This is a genomic window from Thalassobaculum sp. (genome assembly GCF_040219615.1).
Lineage (GTDB): Bacteria > Pseudomonadota > Alphaproteobacteria > Thalassobaculales > Thalassobaculaceae > Thalassobaculum_A.
The window spans coordinates 295576-318090 of the sequence record NZ_JAVJSE010000013.1; the positions used below are offsets into that span (position 1 = coordinate 295576).

The 22515-nt window shown below is 70.6% G+C and carries 21 protein-coding genes; 1 reads left to right on the top strand and 20 read right to left on the bottom strand.

The window, feature by feature from the left end; genetic code table 11:
• Positions 1 to 102 precede the first annotated feature (102 nt).
• The gene (locus RIC31_RS08885) at positions 103 to 714 is read left to right on the top strand and encodes a pyridoxamine 5'-phosphate oxidase family protein (protein WP_350105313.1); all 612 of its coding nucleotides are present in this window, start codon (positions 103 to 105) and stop codon (positions 712 to 714) included.
• A 7-nt stretch (positions 715 to 721) separates the two neighbouring features.
• On the opposite strand, the gene RIC31_RS08890 is transcribed toward RIC31_RS08885, so the two are convergent.
• The 20 genes from RIC31_RS08890 to RIC31_RS08985 form a co-directional block, all read right to left on the bottom strand.
• Positions 722 to 1477 carry a glycerophosphoryl diester phosphodiesterase gene (locus tag RIC31_RS08890; protein ID WP_350105315.1) on the bottom strand — a complete coding sequence of 252 codons (756 nt, stop codon included), beginning with the start codon at positions 1475 to 1477 and terminating at the stop codon, positions 722 to 724.
• 51 nt (positions 1478 to 1528) lie between these two features.
• Positions 1529 to 3646, bottom strand: coding sequence for a polyribonucleotide nucleotidyltransferase (gene pnp / locus RIC31_RS08895; RefSeq protein ID WP_350105317.1), 2118 nt, complete (start codon positions 3644 to 3646; stop codon positions 1529 to 1531).
• Between the two features lie 372 nt (positions 3647 to 4018).
• Entirely contained in the window at positions 4019 to 4288 is a 270-nt protein-coding gene (rpsO, locus tag RIC31_RS08900; protein WP_350105318.1) for a 30S ribosomal protein S15, read from the bottom strand.
• Between the two features lie 15 nt (positions 4289 to 4303).
• On the bottom strand, positions 4304 to 5230 hold the full coding sequence (gene truB / locus RIC31_RS08905) for a tRNA pseudouridine(55) synthase TruB (RefSeq protein ID WP_350105321.1): 927 nt from the start codon (positions 5228 to 5230) through the stop codon (positions 4304 to 4306).
• Positions 5217 to 5660, bottom strand: a complete 444-nt coding sequence (gene rbfA / locus RIC31_RS08910) for a 30S ribosome-binding factor RbfA (protein WP_350105323.1) — start codon at positions 5658 to 5660, stop codon at positions 5217 to 5219. The genes truB and rbfA overlap by 14 nt, the downstream gene beginning before the upstream one ends.
• A 61-nt stretch (positions 5661 to 5721) precedes the next feature.
• Entirely contained in the window at positions 5722 to 8319 is a 2598-nt protein-coding gene (infB, locus tag RIC31_RS08915; protein ID WP_350105325.1) for a translation initiation factor IF-2, read from the bottom strand.
• 16 nt (positions 8320 to 8335) lie between these two features.
• Positions 8336 to 8956 (bottom strand): RNA-binding protein, encoded by a 621-nt coding sequence (locus tag RIC31_RS08920; protein ID WP_350105327.1) that lies wholly within the window; start codon positions 8954 to 8956, stop codon positions 8336 to 8338.
• 43 nt (positions 8957 to 8999) lie between these two features.
• Positions 9000 to 10553 carry a transcription termination factor NusA gene (gene nusA / locus RIC31_RS08925; protein WP_350105329.1) on the bottom strand — a complete coding sequence of 518 codons (1554 nt, stop codon included), beginning with the start codon at positions 10551 to 10553 and terminating at the stop codon, positions 9000 to 9002.
• A gap of 30 nt (positions 10554 to 10583) precedes the next feature.
• The gene (gene rimP, locus RIC31_RS08930) at positions 10584 to 11126 is read right to left on the bottom strand and encodes a ribosome maturation factor RimP (protein ID WP_350105331.1); all 543 of its coding nucleotides are present in this window, start codon (positions 11124 to 11126) and stop codon (positions 10584 to 10586) included.
• Positions 11127 to 11282: 156 nt separating this feature from the next.
• A complete protein-coding gene (locus tag RIC31_RS08935; RefSeq protein WP_350105333.1) occupies positions 11283 to 12209 on the bottom strand; it encodes a glycosyltransferase in 927 nt (308 codons plus the stop codon).
• 51 nt (positions 12210 to 12260) lie between these two features.
• Positions 12261 to 12962, bottom strand: coding sequence for a tRNA (guanine(46)-N(7))-methyltransferase TrmB (trmB, locus tag RIC31_RS08940; RefSeq protein ID WP_350105335.1), 702 nt, complete (start codon positions 12960 to 12962; stop codon positions 12261 to 12263).
• A gap of 80 nt (positions 12963 to 13042) precedes the next feature.
• Positions 13043 to 14212 carry a methionine adenosyltransferase gene (metK, locus tag RIC31_RS08945; protein ID WP_350105337.1) on the bottom strand — a complete coding sequence of 390 codons (1170 nt, stop codon included), beginning with the start codon at positions 14210 to 14212 and terminating at the stop codon, positions 13043 to 13045.
• Between the two features lie 166 nt (positions 14213 to 14378).
• A complete protein-coding gene (locus tag RIC31_RS08950) occupies positions 14379 to 14828 on the bottom strand; it encodes a helix-turn-helix domain-containing protein (protein WP_350105339.1) in 450 nt (149 codons plus the stop codon).
• Between the two features lie 114 nt (positions 14829 to 14942).
• A complete protein-coding gene (gene lnt, locus RIC31_RS08955) occupies positions 14943 to 16544 on the bottom strand; it encodes an apolipoprotein N-acyltransferase (protein ID WP_350105341.1) in 1602 nt (533 codons plus the stop codon).
• Positions 16531 to 17433, bottom strand: a complete 903-nt coding sequence (locus tag RIC31_RS08960; RefSeq protein WP_350105343.1) for a hemolysin family protein — start codon at positions 17431 to 17433, stop codon at positions 16531 to 16533. Before RIC31_RS08960 ends, lnt begins: the two co-directional genes overlap by 14 nt.
• Positions 17430 to 18005 (bottom strand): rRNA maturation RNase YbeY, encoded by a 576-nt coding sequence (ybeY, locus tag RIC31_RS08965; RefSeq protein WP_350105344.1) that lies wholly within the window; start codon positions 18003 to 18005, stop codon positions 17430 to 17432. The genes RIC31_RS08960 and ybeY overlap by 4 nt, the downstream gene beginning before the upstream one ends.
• The gene (locus RIC31_RS08970; protein WP_350105345.1) at positions 18002 to 19015 is read right to left on the bottom strand and encodes a PhoH family protein; all 1014 of its coding nucleotides are present in this window, start codon (positions 19013 to 19015) and stop codon (positions 18002 to 18004) included. The genes ybeY and RIC31_RS08970 overlap by 4 nt, the downstream gene beginning before the upstream one ends.
• The gene (gene miaB / locus RIC31_RS08975) at positions 19012 to 20439 is read right to left on the bottom strand and encodes a tRNA (N6-isopentenyl adenosine(37)-C2)-methylthiotransferase MiaB (protein ID WP_350105346.1); all 1428 of its coding nucleotides are present in this window, start codon (positions 20437 to 20439) and stop codon (positions 19012 to 19014) included. Before miaB ends, RIC31_RS08970 begins: the two co-directional genes overlap by 4 nt.
• A 247-nt stretch (positions 20440 to 20686) precedes the next feature.
• Entirely contained in the window at positions 20687 to 21592 is a 906-nt protein-coding gene (locus tag RIC31_RS08980; protein ID WP_350105347.1) for a lysophospholipid acyltransferase family protein, read from the bottom strand.
• A complete protein-coding gene (locus tag RIC31_RS08985; protein ID WP_350105348.1) occupies positions 21589 to 22449 on the bottom strand; it encodes a GNAT family N-acetyltransferase in 861 nt (286 codons plus the stop codon). The genes RIC31_RS08980 and RIC31_RS08985 overlap by 4 nt, the downstream gene beginning before the upstream one ends.
• Between the last annotated feature and the right edge of the window lie 66 nt (positions 22450 to 22515).

Here is a 22515-nt window from a genome sequence, read left to right on the forward strand (position 1 = left end):
CCGGCGGTCGCGCACCGGCGCCCGCGGGTCGCCCCCGTATCGCCCACGCCGGGGGTTGTGGCAATCTCCGATACCCGTCCGACCGCAAGGCAGGCACCCGACATGTCCACCATCACCAGCATCGAGCAGCTGGAGGCGCTGTACGGCGTCGCCGGCGAGACCTCGACCGCCAAGGAGGTCGACCGGATCATCCCGCAGTACCGCCGCTACATCGAGGTGTCGCCGTTCGTGGCGCTGGCGACCTGCGGTCCGGAGGGCCTGGACTGCTCGCCGCGCGGCGACCTCGCCGGCTTCGTGCGGGTCCACGACGACCGCACGCTGATGCTGCCGGACCGGCGTGGCAACAACCGTGTCGACTCGCTGCGCAACATCGTGCGCGACCCGCGGGTGGCGCTGCTGTTCCTGATCCCGGGCTCCGGCACCACCCTCAGGGTCAACGGCCGCGCCCGGCTGGACATCGACCCGGCCCTCCTGGCCTCGTTCGAGATCGAGGGCAAGCCGCCGCGCTCGGTCACGGTGGTGACGGTCGACAGCGTCTACTTCCAGTGCGCCCGCGCGATCGTCCGGGCCGGCCTGTGGGACCCGGCCCGGCATGTCGACCCGAAGTCGCTGCCGACCCCGGGCCAGATCCTGGCGGCATTGAGCGACAACCGGGTCGGTGGCGAGGCCTACGACCGGGAATGGCCGGAACGCGCCGCCAAGACGATGTGGTAGGGAGTCCCTAAATCCCCTTCAGCGCCGGCGGGTCGTCGGTGACGATGCCGGCGACGCCCCAGCCGTAGAGCTCGGCGGCGCGGGCCGGGTCGTTGACGGTGTAGGTCATCGGGATCCAGCCGCCGTCGACGATGCGCGCGACATGGGCCGCGGTCTCCAGGGACTTGTGGTCGGAGATCACCGACACCGCGCCCAGGTCGCGGGCGGCGTCCTGCCAGCCTTCCGGGAACTTCCAGACCAGCAGGCCGCGGTGGAAGGTCGGCGCGTAGTCCCGGATCACCCGCAGCGCCGGGATCGCGAAACTGGTGACGAAGATCGGGTCGGCGGCGGTCCAGCCCTCGGCGTCGAGCACCGCCAGCACGGCGGCGGCGGTCGCCGCCTCGGTCCCCTTGTCGGGCTTGATCTCGAGGTCGAGACCGAGGCCCAGGCGCCGGCACTCGGCCAGGCACTGGGCCAGGGTCGGAATGGTCTCGCCGGCAAACCGCGGATCGAAGCGCGCGCCGGCGTCGATCCGTCCGAGTTCGGCCGCGGTGCGGGCCGCCACCGGGCCTGTGGCGGTCGTGGTGCGGTCCAGCGTGTCGTCGTGCATCAGCACCGGCACGCCGTCCTGCGCCAGCTTGGCGTCGACCTCGATCCAGGTGACGCCGCTCTCGGCGGCGGCCCGGATCGAAGCCAGGGTGTTCTCAGGCGCCAGCGCGGCGGCGCCGCGGTGGCCGATCAGGCGGGGGGCGACGAAACCGGACGGGCCGGTGCTTGCACTCATGGTGAAACTCCGACCCGCCGTTTCCGTCGCGCTGTCCCCGTCAGGACGCCGTTACTCGGCGGCCTTCTTCTCGAGGTCCTCGCCGGTCTCCTGGTCGACGACCTTCATCGACAGCTTGACCTTGCCGCGGTCGTCGAAGCCGATGACCTTGACCTTGACCGACTGGCCTTCCTTGACGACCTCGTCGACCTTCTCCGGCCGGCGGTCGGAGGTGAGCTGGCTGATGTGCACCAGGCCGTCCTTCGGGCCGAGGAAGTTCACGAAGCAGCCGAACTCCAGGATCTTGACGACCTTGCCGGTGTAGATCTCGCCGATCTCCGGCTCCGCCACGATCGACTTGACCCAGTTGAAGGCGGCGTCGAGCGCGCTCTGCTCGACCGCCGCGATCTTGACCGAGCCGTCGTCCTCGATGTCGATCTTGGCGCCGGTGGTCTCGCAGATCTCGCGGATCACCTTGCCGCCCGACCCGATGACCTCACGGATCTTGTCGGTCGGGATCTTCATCATCAGCATCTTCGGCGCGGTGTCCGACACGCCCTCGCGGGCGTTGGTCAGGGCCTTGGCCATCTCGCCCAGGATATGCAGCCGGCCGTCCTTGGCCTGGCCGAGCGCGACCTCCATGATCTGACTGGTGATCGAGGTGATCTTGATGTCCATCTGCAGCGCGGTGATACCCTTGTCGGTACCCGCCACCTTGAAGTCCATGTCGCCGAGATGGTCCTCGTCGCCCAGGATGTCGGAGAGCACCGCGTACTTCTCGCCCTCCTTGATCAGGCCCATGGCGATGCCCGCCACCGGCCGCGGCAGCGGCACGCCGGCGTCCATCATCGACAGCGAGGTGCCGCAGACCGTGGCCATCGAGGACGAGCCGTTCGACTCGGTGATCTCGGAGACCACCCGGACGGTGTACGGGAAGGCTTCCTTCGACGGCAGCAGCGGCCGGGTGGCACGCCACGCCAGCTTGCCGTGGCCGATCTCGCGACGGCCCGGCGAGCCCATGCGGCCGGCCTCGCCCACCGAATAGGGCGGGAAGTTGTAGTGCAGCATGAAGTGCTCGCGGTACTCGCCCTCGAGCGCGTCGATGATCTGCTCGTCCTGGCCGGTGCCCAGCGTGGTGACCACGATCGCCTGGGTCTCGCCACGGGTGAACAGCGCCGAGCCGTGGGTACGCGGCAGCACGCCGACCTCGGCCACGATCGGCCGCACGGTCTTGGTGTCGCGGCCGTCGATCCGCTGGCCGGTCTCCAGGATGCGCCCGCGGACGATGTCGCTCTCGATCTCCTTGAGCTGGCCCTTGGCGGCCTCCAGCTCGGCGGAATCCTCGAGGGTCTCGATCGCCTTGGCCTTGGCGGCCGCGACCTTGTTCTGCCGCTCGGTCTTGTTCGGCTCGTCATAGGCCGCCTCGAGGTCGGCCTTGCAGGCCTTCTCGAGCTTGCCGCGGAGCGCGTCGGTGTCGAGCGGCGCGGCCGGCAGCTCCATCGGATCCTTCGCGCAGGCCTCGGCCAGCTCGATGATCGCCTGGATGACCGGCTGGAAGGAGTCGTGGCCGAAGGTGACGGCGCCGAGCATGACGTCCTCGGGCAGCTCGGAGGCCATCGACTCGACCATCAGCACGCCTTCCTGGGTGCCGGCGACGATCAGGTCGAGCTCGGATTCCTTAACGTCGTCCATGGACGGGTTCAGGAGATACTCGCCGTTCTTGTAGCCGACGCGGGCGCCGCCGATCGGGCCGAGGAACGGCACGCCGGAAATGCACAGCGCGGCCGAACTGCCGACCATGGCGACGATGTCGGGATCGTTCTCCAGGTCGTGCGCCAGAACGGTGCAGATCACCTGGGTCTCGTTCTTGAAGCCCTTCACGAACAGCGGCCGGATCGGCCGGTCGATCAGGCGCGACGTCAGGACCTCCTTCTCGGTCGGACGGCCCTCGCGCTTGAAGAAGCCGCCCGGGATCTTGCCGGCGGCGAACGTCTTTTCCTGGTAGTGCACGGACAGCGGGAAGAAGTCGATGCCCGGCCGCGGGGTCTTCGCCGCGACCACGGTGCACAGCACCACGGTATCGCCGTAACGAGCCACCACCGCGCCGTCGGCCTGGCGCGCCATTTTGCCGGTCTCAAGGGTGAGCGTGCGCCCACCCCACTGGACTTCCTTGCGGTAAACTTCGAACATTTCTCGTTCCTTCGCTTGGAACCGCGTGGTCCAAACGCAACCCCGTCCAATCGGTCCGCTCAAATCGGTTGGCGGCACAAGCACGTCGACCCGTCGACAGCGCCCGCCGACGGGTGATCCTGCGTCTCCTCGATGGAGGGGGAATGGACGCCCTGCTTCGTCATGGCGTCGCTGCGGTAGTCCCTCGGTTCGTCTCTCTCTTGCGCAGCCGTCCCATGCCACGGAACGCGCACGCGGTCAATGGTCACGGCGCCGATGGGCAAACGGCAATCGGGCCGATCACGAGGATCGGCCCGACTGGAAGTGTCCGTTTCCGGGATCGCCGCGCCCGGCACGGCGCCGGGTCGGCATCACCGGGTCAGCGGCGCCGGGTCAGCGGCGGATGCCGAGACGCTCGATCAGGGTCGAGTAGCGCTGCTCGCTCTTGCCCTTGACGTAGTCGAGCAGGCGGCGGCGCTGGCCGACCATCATCAGCAGCCCGCGGCGGGAGTGGAAGTCCTGCTTGTGGGCCTTCATGTGCTCGGTCAGATTGGTGATGCGTTCCGTCAGGATCGCCACCTGCACCTCCGGCGATCCGGTGTCGCCTTCCTTGGTGCCATATTCCTTAACAAGCGCGGCCTTGCGCTCCAGCGTAATCGACATCGTCCTCTCCTTCTTTCAGAGGTTCAGCACCCTCACCGGACGAATGGCGCCGCCTTCGATCCGCGCGATCGCGACCGGGGTCTCGCCCTCGAGGGCATAGACCACGTCGCCTTCGCGCAGATGGCCGAACCGTTCCCGATCCATCGCTCGGAACACGGGAACGCCCTGGCCATTGCGGAGCGTCTTCGCCTCTGGGCCGTTCAGGGCCAGCGCCGGGATGCCGTCCAGCGCGGTCGCGACCGGCCTGAGGTGCTCGGAAGCCGCGGGGTTATGCATCAGCTCCGCCAGCGAATCCAGCGAAATCGCCGCCGCCTCGGCGAAAGGCCCGACGCGCAGGCGGCGCAGGGCGACGATGTGGCCGACGGTCCCGAGGCTGAGCGCGAGGTCTCGGGCCAGGGCACGCATGTAGGCGCCCTTGCCGGACGACACCCGGAACCGGGCGCGGTCGGCGTCGACCACCTCGGCCAGGTCGAAGGCGAGGATCTCGATGCGGCGCGGCTCCAGGTCGACTTCCTCGCCGGAACGCGCCAGGTCGTACGCGCGCTCGCCGTCGACCTTGACCGCCGAGTAGATCGGCGGCACCTGCTCGATCACCCCGACAAAGCCCCGGGTGGCAGCGCGGATCGCGTCCGGGTCGGGGCGGACCTCGGAGGTCGCGGTGACCGCGCCCTCGCGGTCGTCGGTCGAGCGCGCCTCACCCCACTGGATCGTGAAGTCGTAGTCCTTCGTCGCGTCCATGACGTAGGGGACGGTCTTGGTCGCCTCGCCCAGCGCCACCGGCAGCACCCCGGTCGCCAGCGGGTCCAGGGTGCCGGCATGGCCGGCCTTGGCGGCGTCGAACACGCGGCGCACCGTCGCCACCGCCTGGGCCGAACTGATTCCGGAGGGTTTGTCGACGATCACCCAGCCATGGACCGGAAGCCCGCGCTTACGCCTGGCCATCCGGGTCCCCGGGTTCGGAGTCCTCGTGGTCGGCGGCCGCCTCGACGTCCTGCCGCACCACCGGGTCGCGCAGCAGCGCGTCGATCCGGCTCGACACGTCGAACGCGGTGTCGCGCTCGAACCGCAGTCTCGGCGCGTATTTCAGCTTGATGTCGCGGGCCAGGTGCCCGCCGAGCCGGCCGGCGTTGCGCTTCAGCGCCGCCAGCAGGTCGGCCGCGTCGCCGCCGCCGAGCGGCGTGATCCAGACCGTGGCGTTGCGCAGGTCGGGCGACACCGTGACCTCGGAGATCGTCACCGGCGCGTCATACAGCGCCGGGTCGTGCAGGACGCCGCGCTCCAGCACCCGCGCCAGCACGCGGCGGATCTCCTCGCCCACGCGCAACTGCCGCTGGCTCGGCTCGCCAGGAGCCGCGTCCCGTCCCGTCGTCATGACACCAATTCCCCGGCGATGGTGGTCCCGGCGGCTGCAGTCCCCGAGAGGGACGGCGGCCTCAGCCGGCCGCCTCCTCCTGCCGCACCGACTCGAGGGTCCGGGCGATTTCCTTCAGCTCGAAGCACTCGATCCGGTCGCCCTGGCGGATGTCGTCGTAGTTCTCGAAGGCCATGCCGCACTCGTAGCCCTCGCGCACCTCGCGGACCTCGTCCTTGAAGCGCTTCAGGGTCTTCAGCGTGCCCTCGTGGACCACCACGTCGTCCCGCAGCAGACGGACCTTGCAGCCGCGCTTGATGACCCCGTCGGTGACCATGCAGCCGGCGACCTTGCCGACCTTGGTGATGTTGAACACCTCGCGGATCGACGCGTAGCCGATGAACTCTTCCTTGATCTCCGGCGCCAGCATGCCCGTGAGCAGGGCTTTGATGTCGTCGATCAGGTCGTAGATGATCGAGTAGTAGCGGATCTCCAGCCCGTCTCGGCGGGCCATCTCGCGCGCCTGCGGGTTGGCGCGGACGTTGAAGCCGATAATCAGGCCGTTCGACGCCTTCGCCAGGCTGATGTCCGACTCGCTGATCGCACCGACCGCGCCGTGCAGGATCCGCGGCTTGACCATCGTGTTTTCCAGCTTCTCGACGGTCGCCTTGATCGCCTCGTAGGAGCCGTGCACATCGGTCTTGATGACCAGCGGCAGTTCCGAGGCCGAGCCGGCCTGGATCGCCGACAGCATCTGCTCGACGGTGCCGCGGGCTCCGGCAGCCGCCTGCTTCTCGCGGATCACCCGCTGGCGGTAGTCGGCGATCTCGCGGGCGCGGCCCTCGCTCTCGACGACCACGAACTCGTCACCGGCCGTCGGCGTGCCCTGCAGACCGAGCACCTCCACCGGCTCGGTCGGACCGGCGGTCTCGACCTGGGTGCCGCGGTCGTCGACCAGCGCCCGCACCCGGCCCCACTCGGCGCCGGCGACGAACACGTCGCCGACCTTCACGGTGCCGCGCTTGACCAGCACGGTGGCGACGCTGCCGCGGCCGCGCTCGACCTTGGCCTCGATCACCACGCCTTCGGCGGCGCGATCGGCGTTCGCCTTCAGCTCCAGCACCTCGGCCTGCAGCATGATCGCCTCGAGCAGGGTGTCGATGCCCTGCCGGGTCTTGGCCGACACGTCCACCACCTGGACGTCGCCGCCCATCTCCTCGACCACGATGTCGTGCTGCAGCAGTTCCTGGCGGACCCGCGCCGGATCGGCCTCGGGCTTGTCGATCTTGTTGCAGGCCACGATGACCGGCACGCCGGCCGCCTTGGCATGGCGGATCGCTTCCACGGTCTGCGCCATGATGCCGTCGTCGGCCGCCACCACCAGGATGACGATGTCCGTGACGTTGGCGCCGCGCGCCCGCATCTCGGTGAACGCCTCGTGACCCGGGGTGTCGATGAAGGTGATCTTGTCACCCGACGGGATCTGGATCTGGTAGGCGCCGATGTGCTGGGTGATGCCGCCGGCCTCGCCGGCTGCCACGTCGGCGTTGCGGATCGCGTCGAGCAGCGAGGTCTTGCCGTGGTCGACGTGACCCATGACCGTGACCACCGGCGGCCGCGCCGACAGGGCGGTCGGATCGTCGTCCTCGCCGCGCATGCCGAGCTCGACGTCGGACTCCGCCACGCGCCGGACGCGGTGGCCGAACTCCTGCACCACCAGCTCGGCGGTGTCGGCGTCGATGGTCTGGTTGATGGTCGCCATCATGCCCATCTTCATGAGCGACTTGACGACGTCGCTGGCCTTCTCCGCCATGCGGTTGGCCAGTTCCTGGACGGTGATGGTCTCAGGCACCACGACGTCGCGGGAGAACTTCACGTTCTCCTCGTCGTCGGTCATGCGCTGGCGCTCGCGCTCGCGGGCCCGCCGCACCGAGGCCAGGGACCGCGTCCGCTCGCGGTCGTCGAGGGCCGCCGAGATCGTCAGCTTGCCGCCGCGACGGCGCGGCTCGTTGGTGGTCGTGCGACCGCGTGCCGGCCGCTTGGCGGCATCGCCGCGGCCACGGCGGCGACGATCGTCGTCCTCGGACTCGACCACCGGCGCGCGCGGCGCCGGGGCGGCCGTAGCCGACGGCGACGACGGCTGCCGGTCGAGGCGGGCCGAGGCCCGCTCGGCGGCCGCCTTGGCCTGGCGCGCGGCCTCTTCCTCGGCCAGCCGCGCCGCCTCGGCGGCGCGCCGCGACTCCTCGTCGTCGGCGATCTTGCGCATTTCGTCGAGTTCGGCCTGACGGCGGTCCTTCTCGACCACCGGCTCCGGGGCTGCGACGTCCTCGTGCACCGGCTCGGCGGCGCCCGCTTCGGCAGCCTGCGCTTCCGACGCTTCCACGCTCGCCTGCGCGGCGGCGGTCGCCTCGCTGTGCTTCAGGCCTTCCTGCAGGGCGCGCGTGCGTGCGGCGCGCTCCTCGGCGGTCAGCTCGCGACCGGCACCGGACCCGCCCTTGCCACCGGCCGGGCCGGGGGCCGGCGTCCGCCGGCGGCGCACCTCGACCTGCACGGTTTTCGAGCGCCCATGCGAAAAGCTCTGCTTGACCTGGCTCGTCTCGACGGACTTGCCGAGGGACAGCTTGTTACGGCCCCCGGTGAGGCTCAGCTTCTTACGATCCTGGTCGCTGGTGCTCGACATCTTGTCTTCGCCCAAATCATCCATCCATCAACGGGCCGGCGCCCTGAATACACGTACCGGCCGGGTTTTCCAAGCGCGGCCCCGGGGTCGGTCCCCGGAATCCGACAAGTCGGTCGGCGTTCCGCCGCAGACGGTCCGCAAGACCGCCTCCCGGACCACCGCTGTCCACGAAGCCGTGGACGGTATGCTCGCGCCCGAAGGCGCCGGCCAACTCGGCCGCAGTCAATGTCGCGACGACCGGTCGGTCGCCGGCCAGGGCCCGCAACCGGGCCCGGCCATCCTCGGCACCGTCGGCCGCCTCGAGCAGCACGCCGGGCCGGCCGGTCTCCAGCGCCTGGCGCACCTTGGCCAGGCCGGCCACCGCCGACCCCGCCCGGCGCGCCAGCGCCAGCAGCTCGATGCAGCGCCGCGCCAGCAGCGCCTCGACCCGGTCCGCCAGGTCCGGATCGACCCGCACCGCCTGTTTGGCGCCGCGGCCGAACAGCCGCTTCTCGACCGCCCGTTCGAGCACCGCCCGGTCGGCGGTGACCCAGATTCCGCGCCCCGGCAGCCGCTCGTCGACATCCGGGACGATCTCGTCGTCCGGCCCGACGACGAACCTTACCAGTCCACCGCGCGGCCCGCTCTCGCGGGTCACCAGGCAGCGGCGCTCCGGTCCGTCCCGGGCGTCGTCCTCAGCGTCACGCCGTCGGCTCAGCCTCGGCCTCCTCGCCGGCGGCCGCCGGCTCTTCCTCGTCGTCGAACCAGTGGGCGCGGGCCGCCATGATCATCGCGTTGGCCTGCTCCTCGTCGAGCGAGTCGGCCGGCACGATCTCCAGCAGCTCGTCGCTCGCCAGGTCGGCGAAGTCGTCCAGTGTCTTCACGCCCTTCTCGCCGAGCGCCACCAGCATGACCGGGGTCAGGCCCTCGATCTCGGCAACCTCGTCGGTGACGCCGAGCTCCTGGCGCAGCGCCTCCAGACGGGCCCGCTCGGCCTCGACATGGTTGAGCGCCCGCATCTGCAGCTCGGCGGCGATGTCGGCGTCGAAGCCCTCGATCTCGGCGAGGTCGTCGACGTCGACATAGGCGATCTCCTCCACCGAGGTGAAGCCCTCGGCGACCAGCAGGCCGGCGATCACGTCGTCGATGTCGAGCGCGGTGATGAAGGTCTCCGAGCGCACCCGGAACTCCTCCTTGCGGCGATCCGACTCCTCCTGCTCGGTCAGGATGTCGATATCCCAGCCGGTCAGCATGGACGCCAGCCGGACGTTCTGGCCGCGCCGGCCGATCGCCAGCGACAGCTGCTCGTCCGGCACCACCACCTCGATGCGGCCGGCATCCTCGTCGAGCACCACCTTGGAGACCTCGGCGGGCGCCAGCGCGTTGACCACGAAGGTCGCCGGATCCTCGGACCACGGGATGATGTCGATCTTCTCGCCCTGCAGCTCGCCGACCACGGCCTGCACGCGCGAGCCGCGCATGCCGACGCAGGCGCCGACCGGGTCGATCGAGCTGTCGTAGGAGATCACCGCGATCTTGGCGCGCGAGCCCGGGTCGCGGGCCACCGCCTTGATCTCGATGATGCCGTCATAGACCTCCGGCACCTCCTGGCGGAACAGCTGGCGCATGAACTCCGGATGGGTGCGCGACAGGAAGATCTGCGGGCCGCGCGGCTCGGAGCGCACGTCCTCGATGTAGGCGCGGATCCGGTCGCCCTGGCGGAAGGTCTCGCGCGGCAGCAGCCGGTCGCGCCGCAGGATCGCCTCGGCGCGCTGGATCTCGACGGTGACGTTGCCGTACTCGACCCGCTTGACGACGCCGTTGATGATCTCGTTGGCGCGGTCCTTGTACTCCTCGTACTGGCGCTGGCGCTCGAACTCGCGGACCTTCTGGACGATCACCTGCTTGGCGGTCTGGGCGGCGATGCGGCCGAAGTCGATCGGCGGCAGCGGCTCCTCGATCACGCTGCCGATCTCCAGCGCCGGATCGATCTTCTTGGCCTGCTCGAGGGTGATCTGCGAGATCTCGTCCTCGACCTCCTCCACGACGGTGGTGCAGCGCTTCAGGCCGATCTCGCCGGTCCGGCGGTCGATGGTCGCCCGGATGTCGTGGTCGGGGCCGTATTTCGACCGGCCGGCCTTCTGGATCGCCTGCTCCATGGCGATCAGGACCTCCTCGCGGTCGATGCCCTTGTCGCGGGCGACCACATCGGCGACCTGGATCAGCTCCAGCTTCGGTTGCGTCGCGATATCCATCGTCTTCGTCGTCCTCCTAAGGAGCCGCCGTCATTCGCCGTCCGGGCCGCGGTCCGGGGCGCTCGCCGCCACCAGCTCGTCGGTCAGGACCAGCTTGGCGCGCGCGATGCCCTCGAAGGGCAGGGCCTCTCGCACCCCCGGCTCGATCTCCATCAACACCCGATCCGCGTCATCGACCCCGATCAGCCGGCCGCTGAACCGCTTGCGACCGTCGATCGGCGCCGACAGGTCGACGCGGGCCTCGAAACCGGCGTAGCGCCGGAAATCCTTGAGCCGGGTCAGCGGCCGGTCGATGCCCGGCGAGCTGACCTCCAGCGTGTATTCGCCGGCGATCGGGTCCTCGACATCGAGCACCGCCGAGATCGTACGGCTGATCTCGGCGCAGTCCTCGACGCTCATTCCCGAGCCGTCGGCCCGTTCCGCCATGATCTGCAGGGTCGGGCGCCGGCCGCCGGTCAGCATGACGCGGACCAGCTCGAAGCCCATCGACTCGATGGTCGGGGCCACGATCGCCGCGAGCCGCCCGTCGGGCTTCTCGTCGCTCGGCCTGTCGCTGATGTGCGTGTCAGACACGCCGCCCTTGCTCCCCGCCGGGGGCGGTCACCGCCAACAAAAAAGTGGGCCGCTGGCCCACCCCCGATCACAACTTCGATTAAGGAGACACGGATATAGCGGAGACGGCCCCGAATCGCAAGGGGCGGCTGTCACCCTCCGCGGCAACCGCCGCCGTCAACCGAGAAAGCCGCGCCAGAACGCCAGCAGTTCCGACTCCTCGCGCTCGAGGGTGTAGCGCGCCGCGGTTGCCTGCCCGGCGGCCACCCGGCTTGCAGCGGTACCCTCCAGCACCGCCCTGAGACAGGCGGCGAGTTGACGGCCGGCGGTGACGCAGTCGTCGTCGGCAGCCCACCAGCCGTTCTCCGCCGTCGCGAACTCCCGCCCGCCGCCGCCCAGGAACCCGGTCACGGCGCAGCCGCACGCCATCGCCTCCAGCCCCGTCAGGCCGACGCCCTCCAGCCGGGCCAGCGACAGGAACACCGCGCTGTCCGCCATCGCCTGCGCCACCTCGGCCTCGCTGGCATCGGTCAGCTCGACCCAGCCGAAGCGGTCCGAGGCAGGGTAGCCGAAATTGATCAGGTCGCGGATGAACCGGTATTCGAAGGGGCGCTTGCGCGGCACCGCCGCGACCTGCAGACGCTTCTCCGGCAACGGGCGATAGAGATCCGGGTCGATCGCGAGGTGGACGGTGGACAGGGGCAGATCGGGAAGCCGCCATCTCAGGAATCTGGTGATCTCGTCGCCGCTGGTCATGACCGCCTCGATGCCCAAGCGGCGTGGGTCGCGGGTCTCGACGAGGCCGCTGGCGAGATAGAAATGGTTCTGACAGAACATCACCTTGCGCGGCGGCAGCCCGGCCATGGTGCGGAGCGTATGGCGGGCATCCTCGGGCATCACGACCACGTCGGCGGCCTCGAACGTCAGTTCGGAGAAGCCGGCAATCGGGATGTCGGGGACGGCGAACCAGTCCGGCCGTTCCGCCACGCGGTGGACGATCACCGCGTCCAGGCCGTTGCGCCGGAGCGTCGCCACGTGCCGGTAGGCGACCTTGATGCCCCCGGCGATGCGCCGCTGATCGACCAAGTAGTAGATCCTGCCCATGCCCTGGCCTCCGACCGATGCCCGCAGCGGCGCCGGTACCGCCGGACACACCTACACTTTTTGGAAGCGCATGTAGACCGGGTCCCGGCCCTCGCTTCGGGCCTTCGCCTCGTAGCGGGTCTCCGGCCAGTCGTCCGGCCGGGCGTGCCAGTCGGCCAGCCGGGCGCCGGTCCAGCGCAGGCCGGGATGGGCGGTCACCCGGGCCAGAATCCAGGTCAGGTAGCCCGGATCGTCGGTGGCGATCCGCAGTTCGCCGCCGGGTGCCAGCAATTCGTGGAAGCGGGCGATCGAGGCGTACTGGATCAGCCGGCGGAAGTGATGGCGGCGTTTCGGCCAGGGATCGGGGTGCAGTACGAAGATCCGCTCCAGCGAGCCGGCCGGCAGGGCCGCCGCCAGCGGCCGGGCGTCGTCGGCCAGGATGCGGACGTTGTCGAGGCGGTCGTTCTCCAGGTGCCGGAGCAGCGAGGCGACACCGTTCATGAACGGCTCGCAGCCGACGATGCCGACGTCCGGATTGGCCGCCGCCTGCCAGGCCAGATGCTCGCCGCCGCCGAAGCCGATCTCCAGCCAGACCGCCCGCATCTGCCGGCCGAACCAGCCGCGCGGATCGCCGGCGACGTCCGCCGGCACCGCCAGCGCCGGCAGGCGCGTGTCGAGCAGGGCCTGCATGCCGGCGCGCAGCGGCCGCCCCTTGCGGCGCCCGAAGAACAGCTGGTCGCCCGGAATCCGACCGGGGATGCGGGGCTGCGGCATGCTGTCGGCCCGGTTGGCGGCCGCCCGGCCCCGATCGGGCTGCGGGCGGCCTGCTGATCGCAGTCGGCGGCGCGCGGCCGTCAGGCGAAGGCGGACTTCAGGTCGTCGACCAGGTCCAGCTTCTCCCAGGTGAACCCGCCGCTGTCGTCCGGCTGCCGGCCGAAATGACCGTAGGCGGCGGTGCGGGCATAGATCGGGTTGCTGAGCGCCAGCCGGGTCCGGATGCCGCGCGGCGACAGGTCGACCGCCTCGGCGATCACCTTCGACAGCTTGGTCTCGTCGACCCGGCCGGTGCCGTAGGTCTCGACGAAGATCGACAGCGGATGCGACACGCCGATCGCGTAGGACACCTGGATGGTGCACTTGTCGGCGAGGCCGGCGGCAACGACGTTCTTGGCGACCCAGCGCGCGGCATAGGCGGCCGAGCGGTCGACCTTGGTCGGATCCTTGCCGGAGAACGCGCCGCCGCCGTGCGGGGCGGCACCGCCGTAGGTGTCGACGATGATCTTGCGTCCGGTCAGGCCGCAGTCGCCGTCCGGACCGCCGATGACGAAGCGGCCGGTCGGGTTGATGTAGTAGACCGTGTCGTCGTCGATCCAGCCATCCGGCAGGGTCTCGCGGATGAACGGCAGGACGAGGCCGCGGACCTCCTCCTGGGACAGGTCGGCGTCGTGCTGGGTCGAGACCACCACCGAGGTCGCCTTGACCGGCTTGCCGTTCTCGTAGCGCAGGGTGACCTGGCTCTTGGAGTCAGGGCCGAAGCCCTTGACCGCGCCGGAGTGCCGGGCTGCGGCCATGCGGCGCAGGATCTCGTGGCTGTAGTGGATCGGCGCCGGCATGAGCACGTCGGTCTCGGTGCAGGCAAAGCCGAACATGATGCCCTGGTCGCCGGCGCCCTCGTCCTTGTTGCCGGCGGCGTCGACGCCCATGGCGATGTCGACCGACTGCTCGTGCAGCAGAATGTCGATCGCCGCGGTCTCCCAGTGGAAACCCTCCTGCTCGTAGCCGATGTCCCTGACCGCCTGGCGGACGCCCTGCTCCATCAGCTCGTGGGTGACGCTGGACGGGCCGCGAACCTCGCCCGCGAGGACGATCTTGTTGGTCGTGGCCAGGGTCTCGCACGCCACCCGGCTGCCCGGGTCGGCGGCCAGGAACAGGTCGACGATGGTGTCCGAAATACGGTCGCAGACCTTGTCGGGATGACCTTCCGACACCGATTCGCTGGTAAACAGATAGCTCGACTGGCTCAATGGATCCTCCGCGCGGCAGACCAGGTGCCCCCGGGGGCGCCCAAGCGGCCCGGGAATCGACGAGGGCCGGCGACAGACCGGCCCTAGCGTGGGAACGCGGCGTTTTTGCGCGAATGCCGGTCGCGGTCAAGTGCCAAGCCGGCAGTCGCCCGCGAGCGGCGCCACCCTAACGGTCGTCGCTGTCCATGGTATCGGCGATCGACCGGGTCAACTCGAACAGGCGCCGGCGGGCCGTCGGATCCTGGATGCGGTAGAACGCCCGGACCAGTTCGATGGTCTCGCGCCGCTGCATCGGGTCGTCGTCCTGGACCGGCGCCGTCGGCGGGCCGCCCTCCGCGACGCCCTCCGGCAGGTCGTCGAAAAAGAAGCCGACCGGTACCTGCAAGGCCCTGGCGAGGTCGAACAGCCGGCTCGCGCCGATGCGATTGGCGCCGCGTTCATACTTCTGAACCTGCTGGAACGTCAGGCCGAGCGCCTCCCCGAGGCGTTCCTGGCTCATGCCGAGCAAGGTGCGCCGCAGTCGCACACGGGCGCCGACGTGGATGTCGACGGGATTGGGATTGCCAGCTGTGGGCGGACGACCGACCCGCCTGCGACCCGGCCGCTCGCTCGCCATGCCGCCCCCTTCACGATCCGTTAACCAATACTGGAAGGCATTATTCCATACTCTTGTATGCAGTCAACGGCGGTGACAGCCTAAATTTCATAAAAATCAAACAATTCCACGCTGTTATTCAACGCCCCGAATACGTCCGATCCGAGTAGCCGCAAGCAGAATCCCGACCAGCAGAAGAAAGCCCAGGTCTCCGATCCGGGAATACACGGTGGGCGGCAATGCCCGCGACAGCGGTGCATCGAGGCTGCCGGTCTCGCCCAGGCCCAGCCTTGCCAGGGTCCGGCCGTAGGGATCGGCGACGAAGGAAACACCTGTGTTCGCCGCGCGGACCACCGGCAGCCCCTCCTCGACCGCGCGCATGCGGGTGATCGCCAGGTGCTGGTACGGGCCGCTCGAACGGCCGTACCAGGCGTCGTTGGTCGGGTTCAGCAACCATCCGGGCCGCCGGGCGGGATTCGCGACCGCTCCCGGGAAGATCGCCTCGTAGCACACCAGCGGGGAGACCGGCGGCAGCCCCGGCAGGTCCAGGGTCGCGGGCCCCGAGCCGGGCGTGAAGTCGCGCGAGCCCTGGACGATCGGGTCGAGCGGCAGCACCGTGCGCAGCGGCACGTATTCCCCGAACGGCACCAGGTGGGCCTTGTCGTAGGCCCAGCGCAGGGTGCCGTCGGCCGCCAGCGCGAGCACGCTGTTGTAGACCCGCCCCTCGGCGTCCTCGCGGGCCGCGCCGAACAGCAGGCTGCCGCCGGCCGGCACCGCGCCGGCCAGCCCGGTGAGCGGCGTCTCCGGACCGATCAGGTAGGCGACCGCGGTCTCCGGCCACACCACCAGGGTCGGCGCCGTTCCCGGCGCCACCCCGGCGGCCCGCACCGTCGGCGCCGCCCCGGCGGCGCTGAGCGACAGGTAGCGCAGGACGTGCCGGGGCTTCAGGGTCGGATTCCACTTGTCGCGCTGCGGCACGTTGCCCTGCACCACCCGCAGCACCACGCCGTCGACCGCCGGCGCCGGCCCGGCCGGGATCCGTGCCCAGCCCCAGACCCCCAGCCCGCCGAGCAGCAGCAGGCAGGCCGCGGCAGCCGCCAGCCGGCCGCGCCGGCCGGTCGCCGGGTCGAGCCACAGCGCCGGGGCCGCCGCCGCCAGCAGGGTCACCAGCGACAGGCCGTAGGCCCCGAGCAGCGCCGCCGGCTGCAGCAGCGCCGGCACCGGGTCCCAGACATAGGCCGGCAGGTTCCAGGGAAATCCGGTGAACAGGTGGCCGCGCAGCCACTCAGCCGCCGCCAGGCAGCCGGCCAGCGCCAGCCAGGCGGCGACGCCGGTGCGCGCCAGCCGGCGGGCGGCCCAGGCGGCGGCGGCGGCGTACAGGGCGAAGACCGCCGGCAGCCCGGCGACCGCGAACGGTACCAGCCAGCCGTGGCGGGCCCCGTCCACCAGCAGCGCGTTGGCGATCCAGTACAGCCCGGCGACGTGGTAGCCGAAGCCCCAGAGCCAGCCGGCCAGGGCGGCCCCCCGGGCGGTCGGCGCGACCCGGACCGCCCAGGCCAGGACGGCGACCCCGAACAGCGCCGGGATCGCCCCGACCGGCGGCAGGGCGGCGGCCGACAGCGCGCCGGCGAGCAATACCGCGAAGGCCCGGGGCCAAGGCCGGGCCAGGATCGCCGCCAGCCGGGAGTCGGTGACCGCCAGGGCGGTTCGGTCCTGGGAAACCCTACTCGGCGGCACGGTCCACCGCGCTCGGCCGGCGCCGCACCCGCAGGCTGCGCAGCCGCCGCGGATCGGCCGCGACCACCTCGAACTCCAGCCCGGACGGATGCCGGATCACCTCGCCGCGGGTCGCCACCCGGCCGGCCAGGCTGAACACCAGGCCGCCGAGGGTGTCGATCTCCTCGCGCTCGTCCTCGGTCAGCACCGGGCCGACCAGCGCCTCGAACTCCTCCACCGTGGCGCGGGCGTCGGCCAGGATGGTGCCGTCCGGATTCTCCTCCAGCTTCGGCGCCTCCTCGACGTCGTGCTCGTCGCTGATCTCGCCGACGATCTCCTCGACCAGGTCCTCGATGGTGATCAGCCCGTCGATGCCGCCGTATTCGTCGACCACCAGCGCCAGGTGGCGCCGGGTCATCCGCATCTCCTGCAGCAGGTCGAGGGCCCGCGACGACGGCGCCACGAAGGCGACCTCGCGGGCCAGCTCCGCCACCGGCACATCCGCGCCGCGATTGAGGTGCTGCACCACGTCCTTGATGTGGACCATGCCGATCACGTCGTCGAGGGTGCCGCGATAGATCGGCATCCGCGAATGCGCCGCCTCGCCCATCAGCTTGGCGACCTCCGAGATCATCATGCCCTGCTCGATCGCGGCAATGTCGGCGCGCGGGACCATCACGTCATAGGCGGTGATGTCGCGCAGGCCGAGGACATTGCGGATGATCGCGCCCTCATGCGGGTCGATCGGCGAGTTGTCCTCGCCGTTCTCCTCGATCAGTTCCTCGAGCGAGGCCCGGACCGCCGAGGTGCCGTTGCGCCCCAGTCCGATGGCGCGCAGCAGGGTGCGCCAGGCGTCCGACAGCGCGTTCTTGTCCTGCCCCGGCAGCAGGGTCTGGCCGTTCTCGCTCATGCCGCCCTCTCGTCGCCCGGAGCGGGCTCGGCCGCCCTCTCGTCGCCCGGGGCGGGCTCGGCATACGGGTCGGCGATCCCGAGCCCGGCCAGCACGGCGCGCTCGAGATCCTCCATCTCCCCGGCCTCGGACTCGGACTCGTGGTCGTAGCCGGAGAGATGCAGCACGCCATGCACCACCAGGTGCACGAGGTGGTCGGCCGCGGTCTTGCCCTGTTCCTCGGCCTCGCGCAGCACGGTCCCGAGCGCCAGGATCACGTCGCCGAGCGGACGCGGGCCTTCCGGCGGTGCGAAGGCCGGCGGGAACGACAGCACGTTGGTCGGATAGTCCTTGCCGCGGTGGTCGCGGTTCAGGGCCTGGACGGTCGGATCGTCGGACAGCACGACCGACAGCTCAACCGCCTCCGGCTCGAACACGGCAAGGGTAGCCGCCACGGCGCGCTCGACCACGGCCTCGGGATCCCCGGCAACCGCAGCCCACTCCGGGTCGTCCACCCGGACCGCCAGATCGATGGCGGCGGCCGCGAGGCTAGATCGAGGTCGGTCTTCGTCGTTCTGGTCGTCGTCGTTCATCGCGAATCGTTCTTGGGCAGGAGAGTCCCCTCCCGCCGGTTGTAGGCATGCACGATACGGGTCACCAGCGGGTGCCGCACCACGTCCGCCGCAGTGAACTCGATAAAGGCAACACCCTCGACCGAATCAAGGGCCTCGACCGCATCGCGCAGCCCGGACTTGTTGCCGAGCGGCAGGTCGACCTGCGACAGGTCGCCGGTGACCGCCATGCGCGAGTTCTCGCCGAGCCGGGTCAGGAACATCTTCATCTGGGTCGGCGTGGTGTTCTGCGCCTCGTCCAGGATCACGAAGGCGTTGGCCAGGGTGCGGCCGCGCATGAAGGCGAGCGGCGCCACCTCGATCTCGCCGGCCGCCAGCCGGCGCTCGACCTGCTCGCCCGGCATCATGTCGTACAGCGCGTCGTACAGCGGCCGCAGATAGGGATCGACCTTGTCCTTCATGTCGCCCGGCAGGAAGCCGAGCCGTTCCCCCGCCTCCACGGCCGGGCGCGACAGGATGATGCGGTCGACCCGCTTGGCCTTCAGCATCGCCGCGGCCACCGCCACCGCCAGATAGGTCTTGCCGGTGCCGGCCGGGCCGAGCCCGAACACGAGCTCGTGGTCGAGCAGCGCCTTCACGTAGAGCTGCTGGTTGGCCGAACGCGGGTTGATCGGCCGCTTCCAGGTCTCAAGCAGGCCCTCGCCGGCGGCGAACCGGTTGACGTCGTCGCCGCCGCCGTCGGAGGCGACCCAGGCCATCGCGGCATCGATGTCGCCGAGCTCGAGCGCCCAGGGCTCCTTGCCCTTGCTGCGGGTCTTCTCGAGCCGCCGGTACAGCGCCTCCAGGGTCTTGCGGGCGGCCGGGGCCGAATCCTCGCTGCCGGAGATCCGCAGGGTGTTGCCGAACGGCGCCAGCGAGACGTTCAGCTTCTGCTCGATGCGGGTCAGGTTGCGGTCGTGCTCTCCGAACAGCAGCGGCAGCAGCGAGTGGTCGTGGAATTCGAGCTGGATCGAGGCGGTGTCCGCGCTCAAGCGATGGCCCTTTCGATGGCAGAATGCACCGCGACCCGGTGCGTGTTGCTGTCCGGCCCGTCGGCAGTCACCACCGCACCCGACAGGCTGTTGGCGTGGCCGTCCAGGATGCGGACCGGCACGATCCGTCCGAGCAGCCGGTCCGGGGCGTCGGCATGCACCGACTGCATCCAGGGGCCGCGTCCGACCAGTTGCCCGGCCCGCGATCCCTGGCGCTCGAACAGGACCGGCTGCACCGATCCCGCGGCGGAGCGGTTGAACGCGGTCTGCTGGGCTCCGATCAGCTGCTGCAGGGCCGCCAGCCGCTCGGCCTTGACCGCCTCCGGCACCGCCTCCCCCATGTCGGCGGCGGGGGTGCCGGGACGGGCGCTGTACTTGAACGAGTAGGCCTGGGCGTAGCCGACCTCGCGGACCAGCCGCAGGGTGTCGGCGAAATCCAGGTCGGTCTCGCCGGGGAACCCGACGATGAAGTCGGAACTGAGCGCCAGGTCCGGCCGGGCCTCGCGCAGCCGGTCGACGATCCGCCGGTAGGTCTCGGCGGTGTGCTTGCGGTTCATCGCCGCCAGCACCCGGTCGGAGCCGGACTGCACCGGCAGATGCAGGTAGGGCATCAGCGCCGGGACATCGCGGTGCGCGGCGATCAGCTCGTCGTCGACGTCGCGCGGATGCGAGGTGGTGTAGCGCAGCCGCGCCAGTCCCTCGATCTCGGCCAGCGCCCGGATCAGCCGGCCCAGGCCCCAGATCCCGCCGTCGGCCGACTCGCCGTGATAGGCGTTGACGTTCTGGCCGAGCAGGGTGATCTCGACCGCCCCGGCCGCCACCAGCCGGCGGGCCTCGGCCAGCACCGCCGCGGCCGGACGCGAGAACTCGGCGCCGCGGGTATAGGGCACCACGCAGAAGGTGCAGAACTTGTCGCAACCCTCCTGCACCGACAGGAAGGCGGCGGCACCCTGGCCACGGCTCTCCTCCGGCAGGTGGTCGAACTTGGCCTCGGCCGGGAAGTCGGTGTCGACCACCCGGGCGCCGCCGGACCCGGTCCCGCCCTGCGTGTAGCGGTCGAGCGCGCGGACCAGCATCTCCGGCAGCCGGTGATAGGTCTGGGGCCCGAACACCAGATCGACCACCGGGGCCCGGCGGGCGATCTCCTCGCCCTCGGCCTGGGCCACGCACCCGGCGACGCCGATCAGCATGCGCCGGCCCTGGCGGGCGGCCTCGTCCTTCAGCGCGCGCAGCCGGCCGAGCTCGGAATATACCTTCTCGGTCGCCCGCTCGCGGATATGGCAGGTGTTCAGGATGACCAGGTCGGCGCTCTCGGCGGAGTCGCCGGGCTCATAGCCATGGGGCGCCAGGACGTCCGCCATGCGTGCGGAGTCGTAGACGTTCATCTGGCAGCCGTAGGTCTTGACGAAGAGCTTTTTGGCCAAGTTCGCCGCCTAACGCCCCTCGGCAGTGACGGCGGCCGATCTACCGTATGCGAGCGACTTCAAGTCGTTCTCGATTCCTCTTGGCACGATCGCCATCGATCCGCTGCGGCACGCCGGACGCACCGCTCCTCAGACCGAACCTACGACTCGCGCGCGCCCTGTCAAGCGACAGTCTCGTTGCACGTCCCGGGGGCACGTCCCGGGGCACGTCCCGGGGCACGTCCCGGGCGACCGCCGGCAACCGGCATCAGCGGCCGGCATTGGCCCGCGCCAGCCCGGCCGCCACCCGGTCCCGGCAGGCCGCGGCCAGGGCCTTGCGGGATCCGGCTTCCGCCAGCGAGGTGGCGGGGTGGAACTCGACCACCACGGTGATCCGGCCGAGCGCCACCACCTCCCAGAGATGCGGCGCCAGCTCCATGTCGCCGAACCAGGCCAGGAACGGCCGCAGGCCGCGCCCGATCGGCATGCCGTTGAGCCGGGTGTAGGCGATCGACACCGGCTGCACCGTCAGCGGAGCGTCGTCGACCCGGTGGTCGGCGGCGGCCAGCAGGCCGCTCTTGAACGGCAGCACGCGGGTGCCGTCGCTGCTGGTGCCCTCGGCGAACAGGATCAGGTTGTCGCCGCCCTTCAGGCGCTCGGCGATGGCGTCGCCATGGCGGGCGACGGCGCTGCGCCGGCGTTCGACGAACACCGTGCGCTGCAGCTTCGCCAGCAGCCCGAAGCCGGGCCAGCCGGCGACCTCCGACTTGGCCACGAAGCACCCGGTGATCACCGAGCCGAGCACCATGATATCCAGGTAGGACACGTGGTTGCACACGAACAGCACCGGCCGCTCGGGCAGCCGGCGGCCGCGCACCACCACCCGGAAGCCCAGCAGCCGGGTGCAGAGCCGGTGATAGAAGCGCGGCAGGGTCTCGCGCAGCCTCAGGCCGAGGGCGACGGCGACCATCTGCACCGGCAGCAACGCCAGGGTCAGCAGGCCGTAGGCCGCCAGCCGCAAGATTCCGCGCATCCGCGAGCGGACCAGCCCGCCACCAAGCTCCAGTAGCCGCCGTTCCTCGGCCTCGTCGACATAGACCGGCTTGGGCGGTCGCCGGATCCCGTCGGCCGGGGCCGGGCTGGCGAACCGGTCGACCAGGCTGCGGGCGCTCACGACTCCTCCGGCTCCCGGCCGCCCCGGGCCTCGCGCTCGTAGTGGCGGTAGTATTTGTCGGTCACCGCGTCGGTCTGCACGATCACGCAGACGTCGGTGGTGTTGAACTGCGGGTCGATCACCGCGCCGTCGCCGACGAAGCCGCCAAGCCGCAGGTACCCCTTGATCAGCGGCGGCAGCGACGCGAGCGCCCGTTTGGCGTCGATCTGGTCGGCCGCCCGGCGGTTCATCTCGACATGCAGATGCGGCAGCGCCCGGACCCGCAGCCGCTCGGGCGCCAGATGGTAGTGGTAGAGGTAGGACAGCTGGCCGGCGATCGCCTCGACGTCGTTGCCCGGCAGCGAGGCGCAGCCGAACATCAGCGTGATGTCGTAGCGGAACACGAAGGCGGCGATGCCCTTCCACAGCAGCTGCATGGTCGGGCGGTTGCGATAGCCGGCGTCGACGCAGGAGCGCCCGAGCTCCAGGACCTCGCCCGGAAAGCCGACGATCTTCGAGATGTCGTATTCCCCGGCGGTGTAGAACCCGCCGCGCGAGTCGGCCCGGCTGCGCCGGATCAGCCGGTAGGTGCCGACCACCGCCTGCGGGCCCTCGCCGCGCGAATGGTCGAGCACCAGCAGGTGATCGGCGATGTCGTCGTACTCGTCGAAATCGCGACGCTTTTCGGCCATGTCGCCGACCGGCCTTGCGTTCCGCTCCTCGTAGAACACGCGATACCGCAGCGCCTGGGCGGCGTCGACCTCGGCCGGGTCGGCGGCCAGCCGGACCTCCATGGAGCCGGAGATGGCGAGCCCCAGGTCGCCGGCGGACGGGGACCCGGTCGAGCGGGTCTGGATCGTGGCGCTCTCGTCGCTCATCAGCCGCTTGGTTCGACGCTGTCGGGACCAGCCGAGACACGCCCCGACGGAGCCCGGACCCTACAT

Excerpts from the sequence above, each read along its gene's own strand:
- RIC31_RS08885 (WP_350105313.1), top strand. The coding sequence starts at position 103 with ATGTCCACCATCACCAGCATCGAGCAGCTGGAGGCGCTGTACGGCGTC.
- RIC31_RS08890 (WP_350105315.1), bottom strand. The coding sequence starts at position 1,477 with ATGAGTGCAAGCACCGGCCCGTCCGGTTTCGTCGCCCCCCGCCTGATC.
- pnp (WP_350105317.1), bottom strand. The coding sequence starts at position 3,646 with ATGTTCGAAGTTTACCGCAAGGAAGTCCAGTGGGGTGGGCGCACGCTC.
- rpsO (WP_350105318.1), bottom strand. The coding sequence starts at position 4,288 with ATGTCGATTACGCTGGAGCGCAAGGCCGCGCTTGTTAAGGAATATGGC.
- truB (WP_350105321.1), bottom strand. The coding sequence starts at position 5,230 with ATGGCCAGGCGTAAGCGCGGGCTTCCGGTCCATGGCTGGGTGATCGTC.
- rbfA (WP_350105323.1), bottom strand. The coding sequence starts at position 5,660 with ATGACGACGGGACGGGACGCGGCTCCTGGCGAGCCGAGCCAGCGGCAG.
- infB (WP_350105325.1), bottom strand. The coding sequence starts at position 8,319 with ATGTCGAGCACCAGCGACCAGGATCGTAAGAAGCTGAGCCTCACCGGG.
- nusA (WP_350105329.1), bottom strand. The coding sequence starts at position 10,553 with ATGGATATCGCGACGCAACCGAAGCTGGAGCTGATCCAGGTCGCCGAT.
- RIC31_RS08935 (WP_350105333.1), bottom strand. The coding sequence starts at position 12,209 with ATGGGCAGGATCTACTACTTGGTCGATCAGCGGCGCATCGCCGGGGGC.
- trmB (WP_350105335.1), bottom strand. The coding sequence starts at position 12,962 with ATGCCGCAGCCCCGCATCCCCGGTCGGATTCCGGGCGACCAGCTGTTC.
- RIC31_RS08950 (WP_350105339.1), bottom strand. The coding sequence starts at position 14,828 with ATGGCGAGCGAGCGGCCGGGTCGCAGGCGGGTCGGTCGTCCGCCCACA.
- RIC31_RS08960 (WP_350105343.1), bottom strand. The coding sequence starts at position 17,433 with ATGAGCGAGAACGGCCAGACCCTGCTGCCGGGGCAGGACAAGAACGCG.
- ybeY (WP_350105344.1), bottom strand. The coding sequence starts at position 18,005 with ATGAACGACGACGACCAGAACGACGAAGACCGACCTCGATCTAGCCTC.
- RIC31_RS08985 (WP_350105348.1), bottom strand. The coding sequence starts at position 22,449 with ATGAGCGACGAGAGCGCCACGATCCAGACCCGCTCGACCGGGTCCCCG.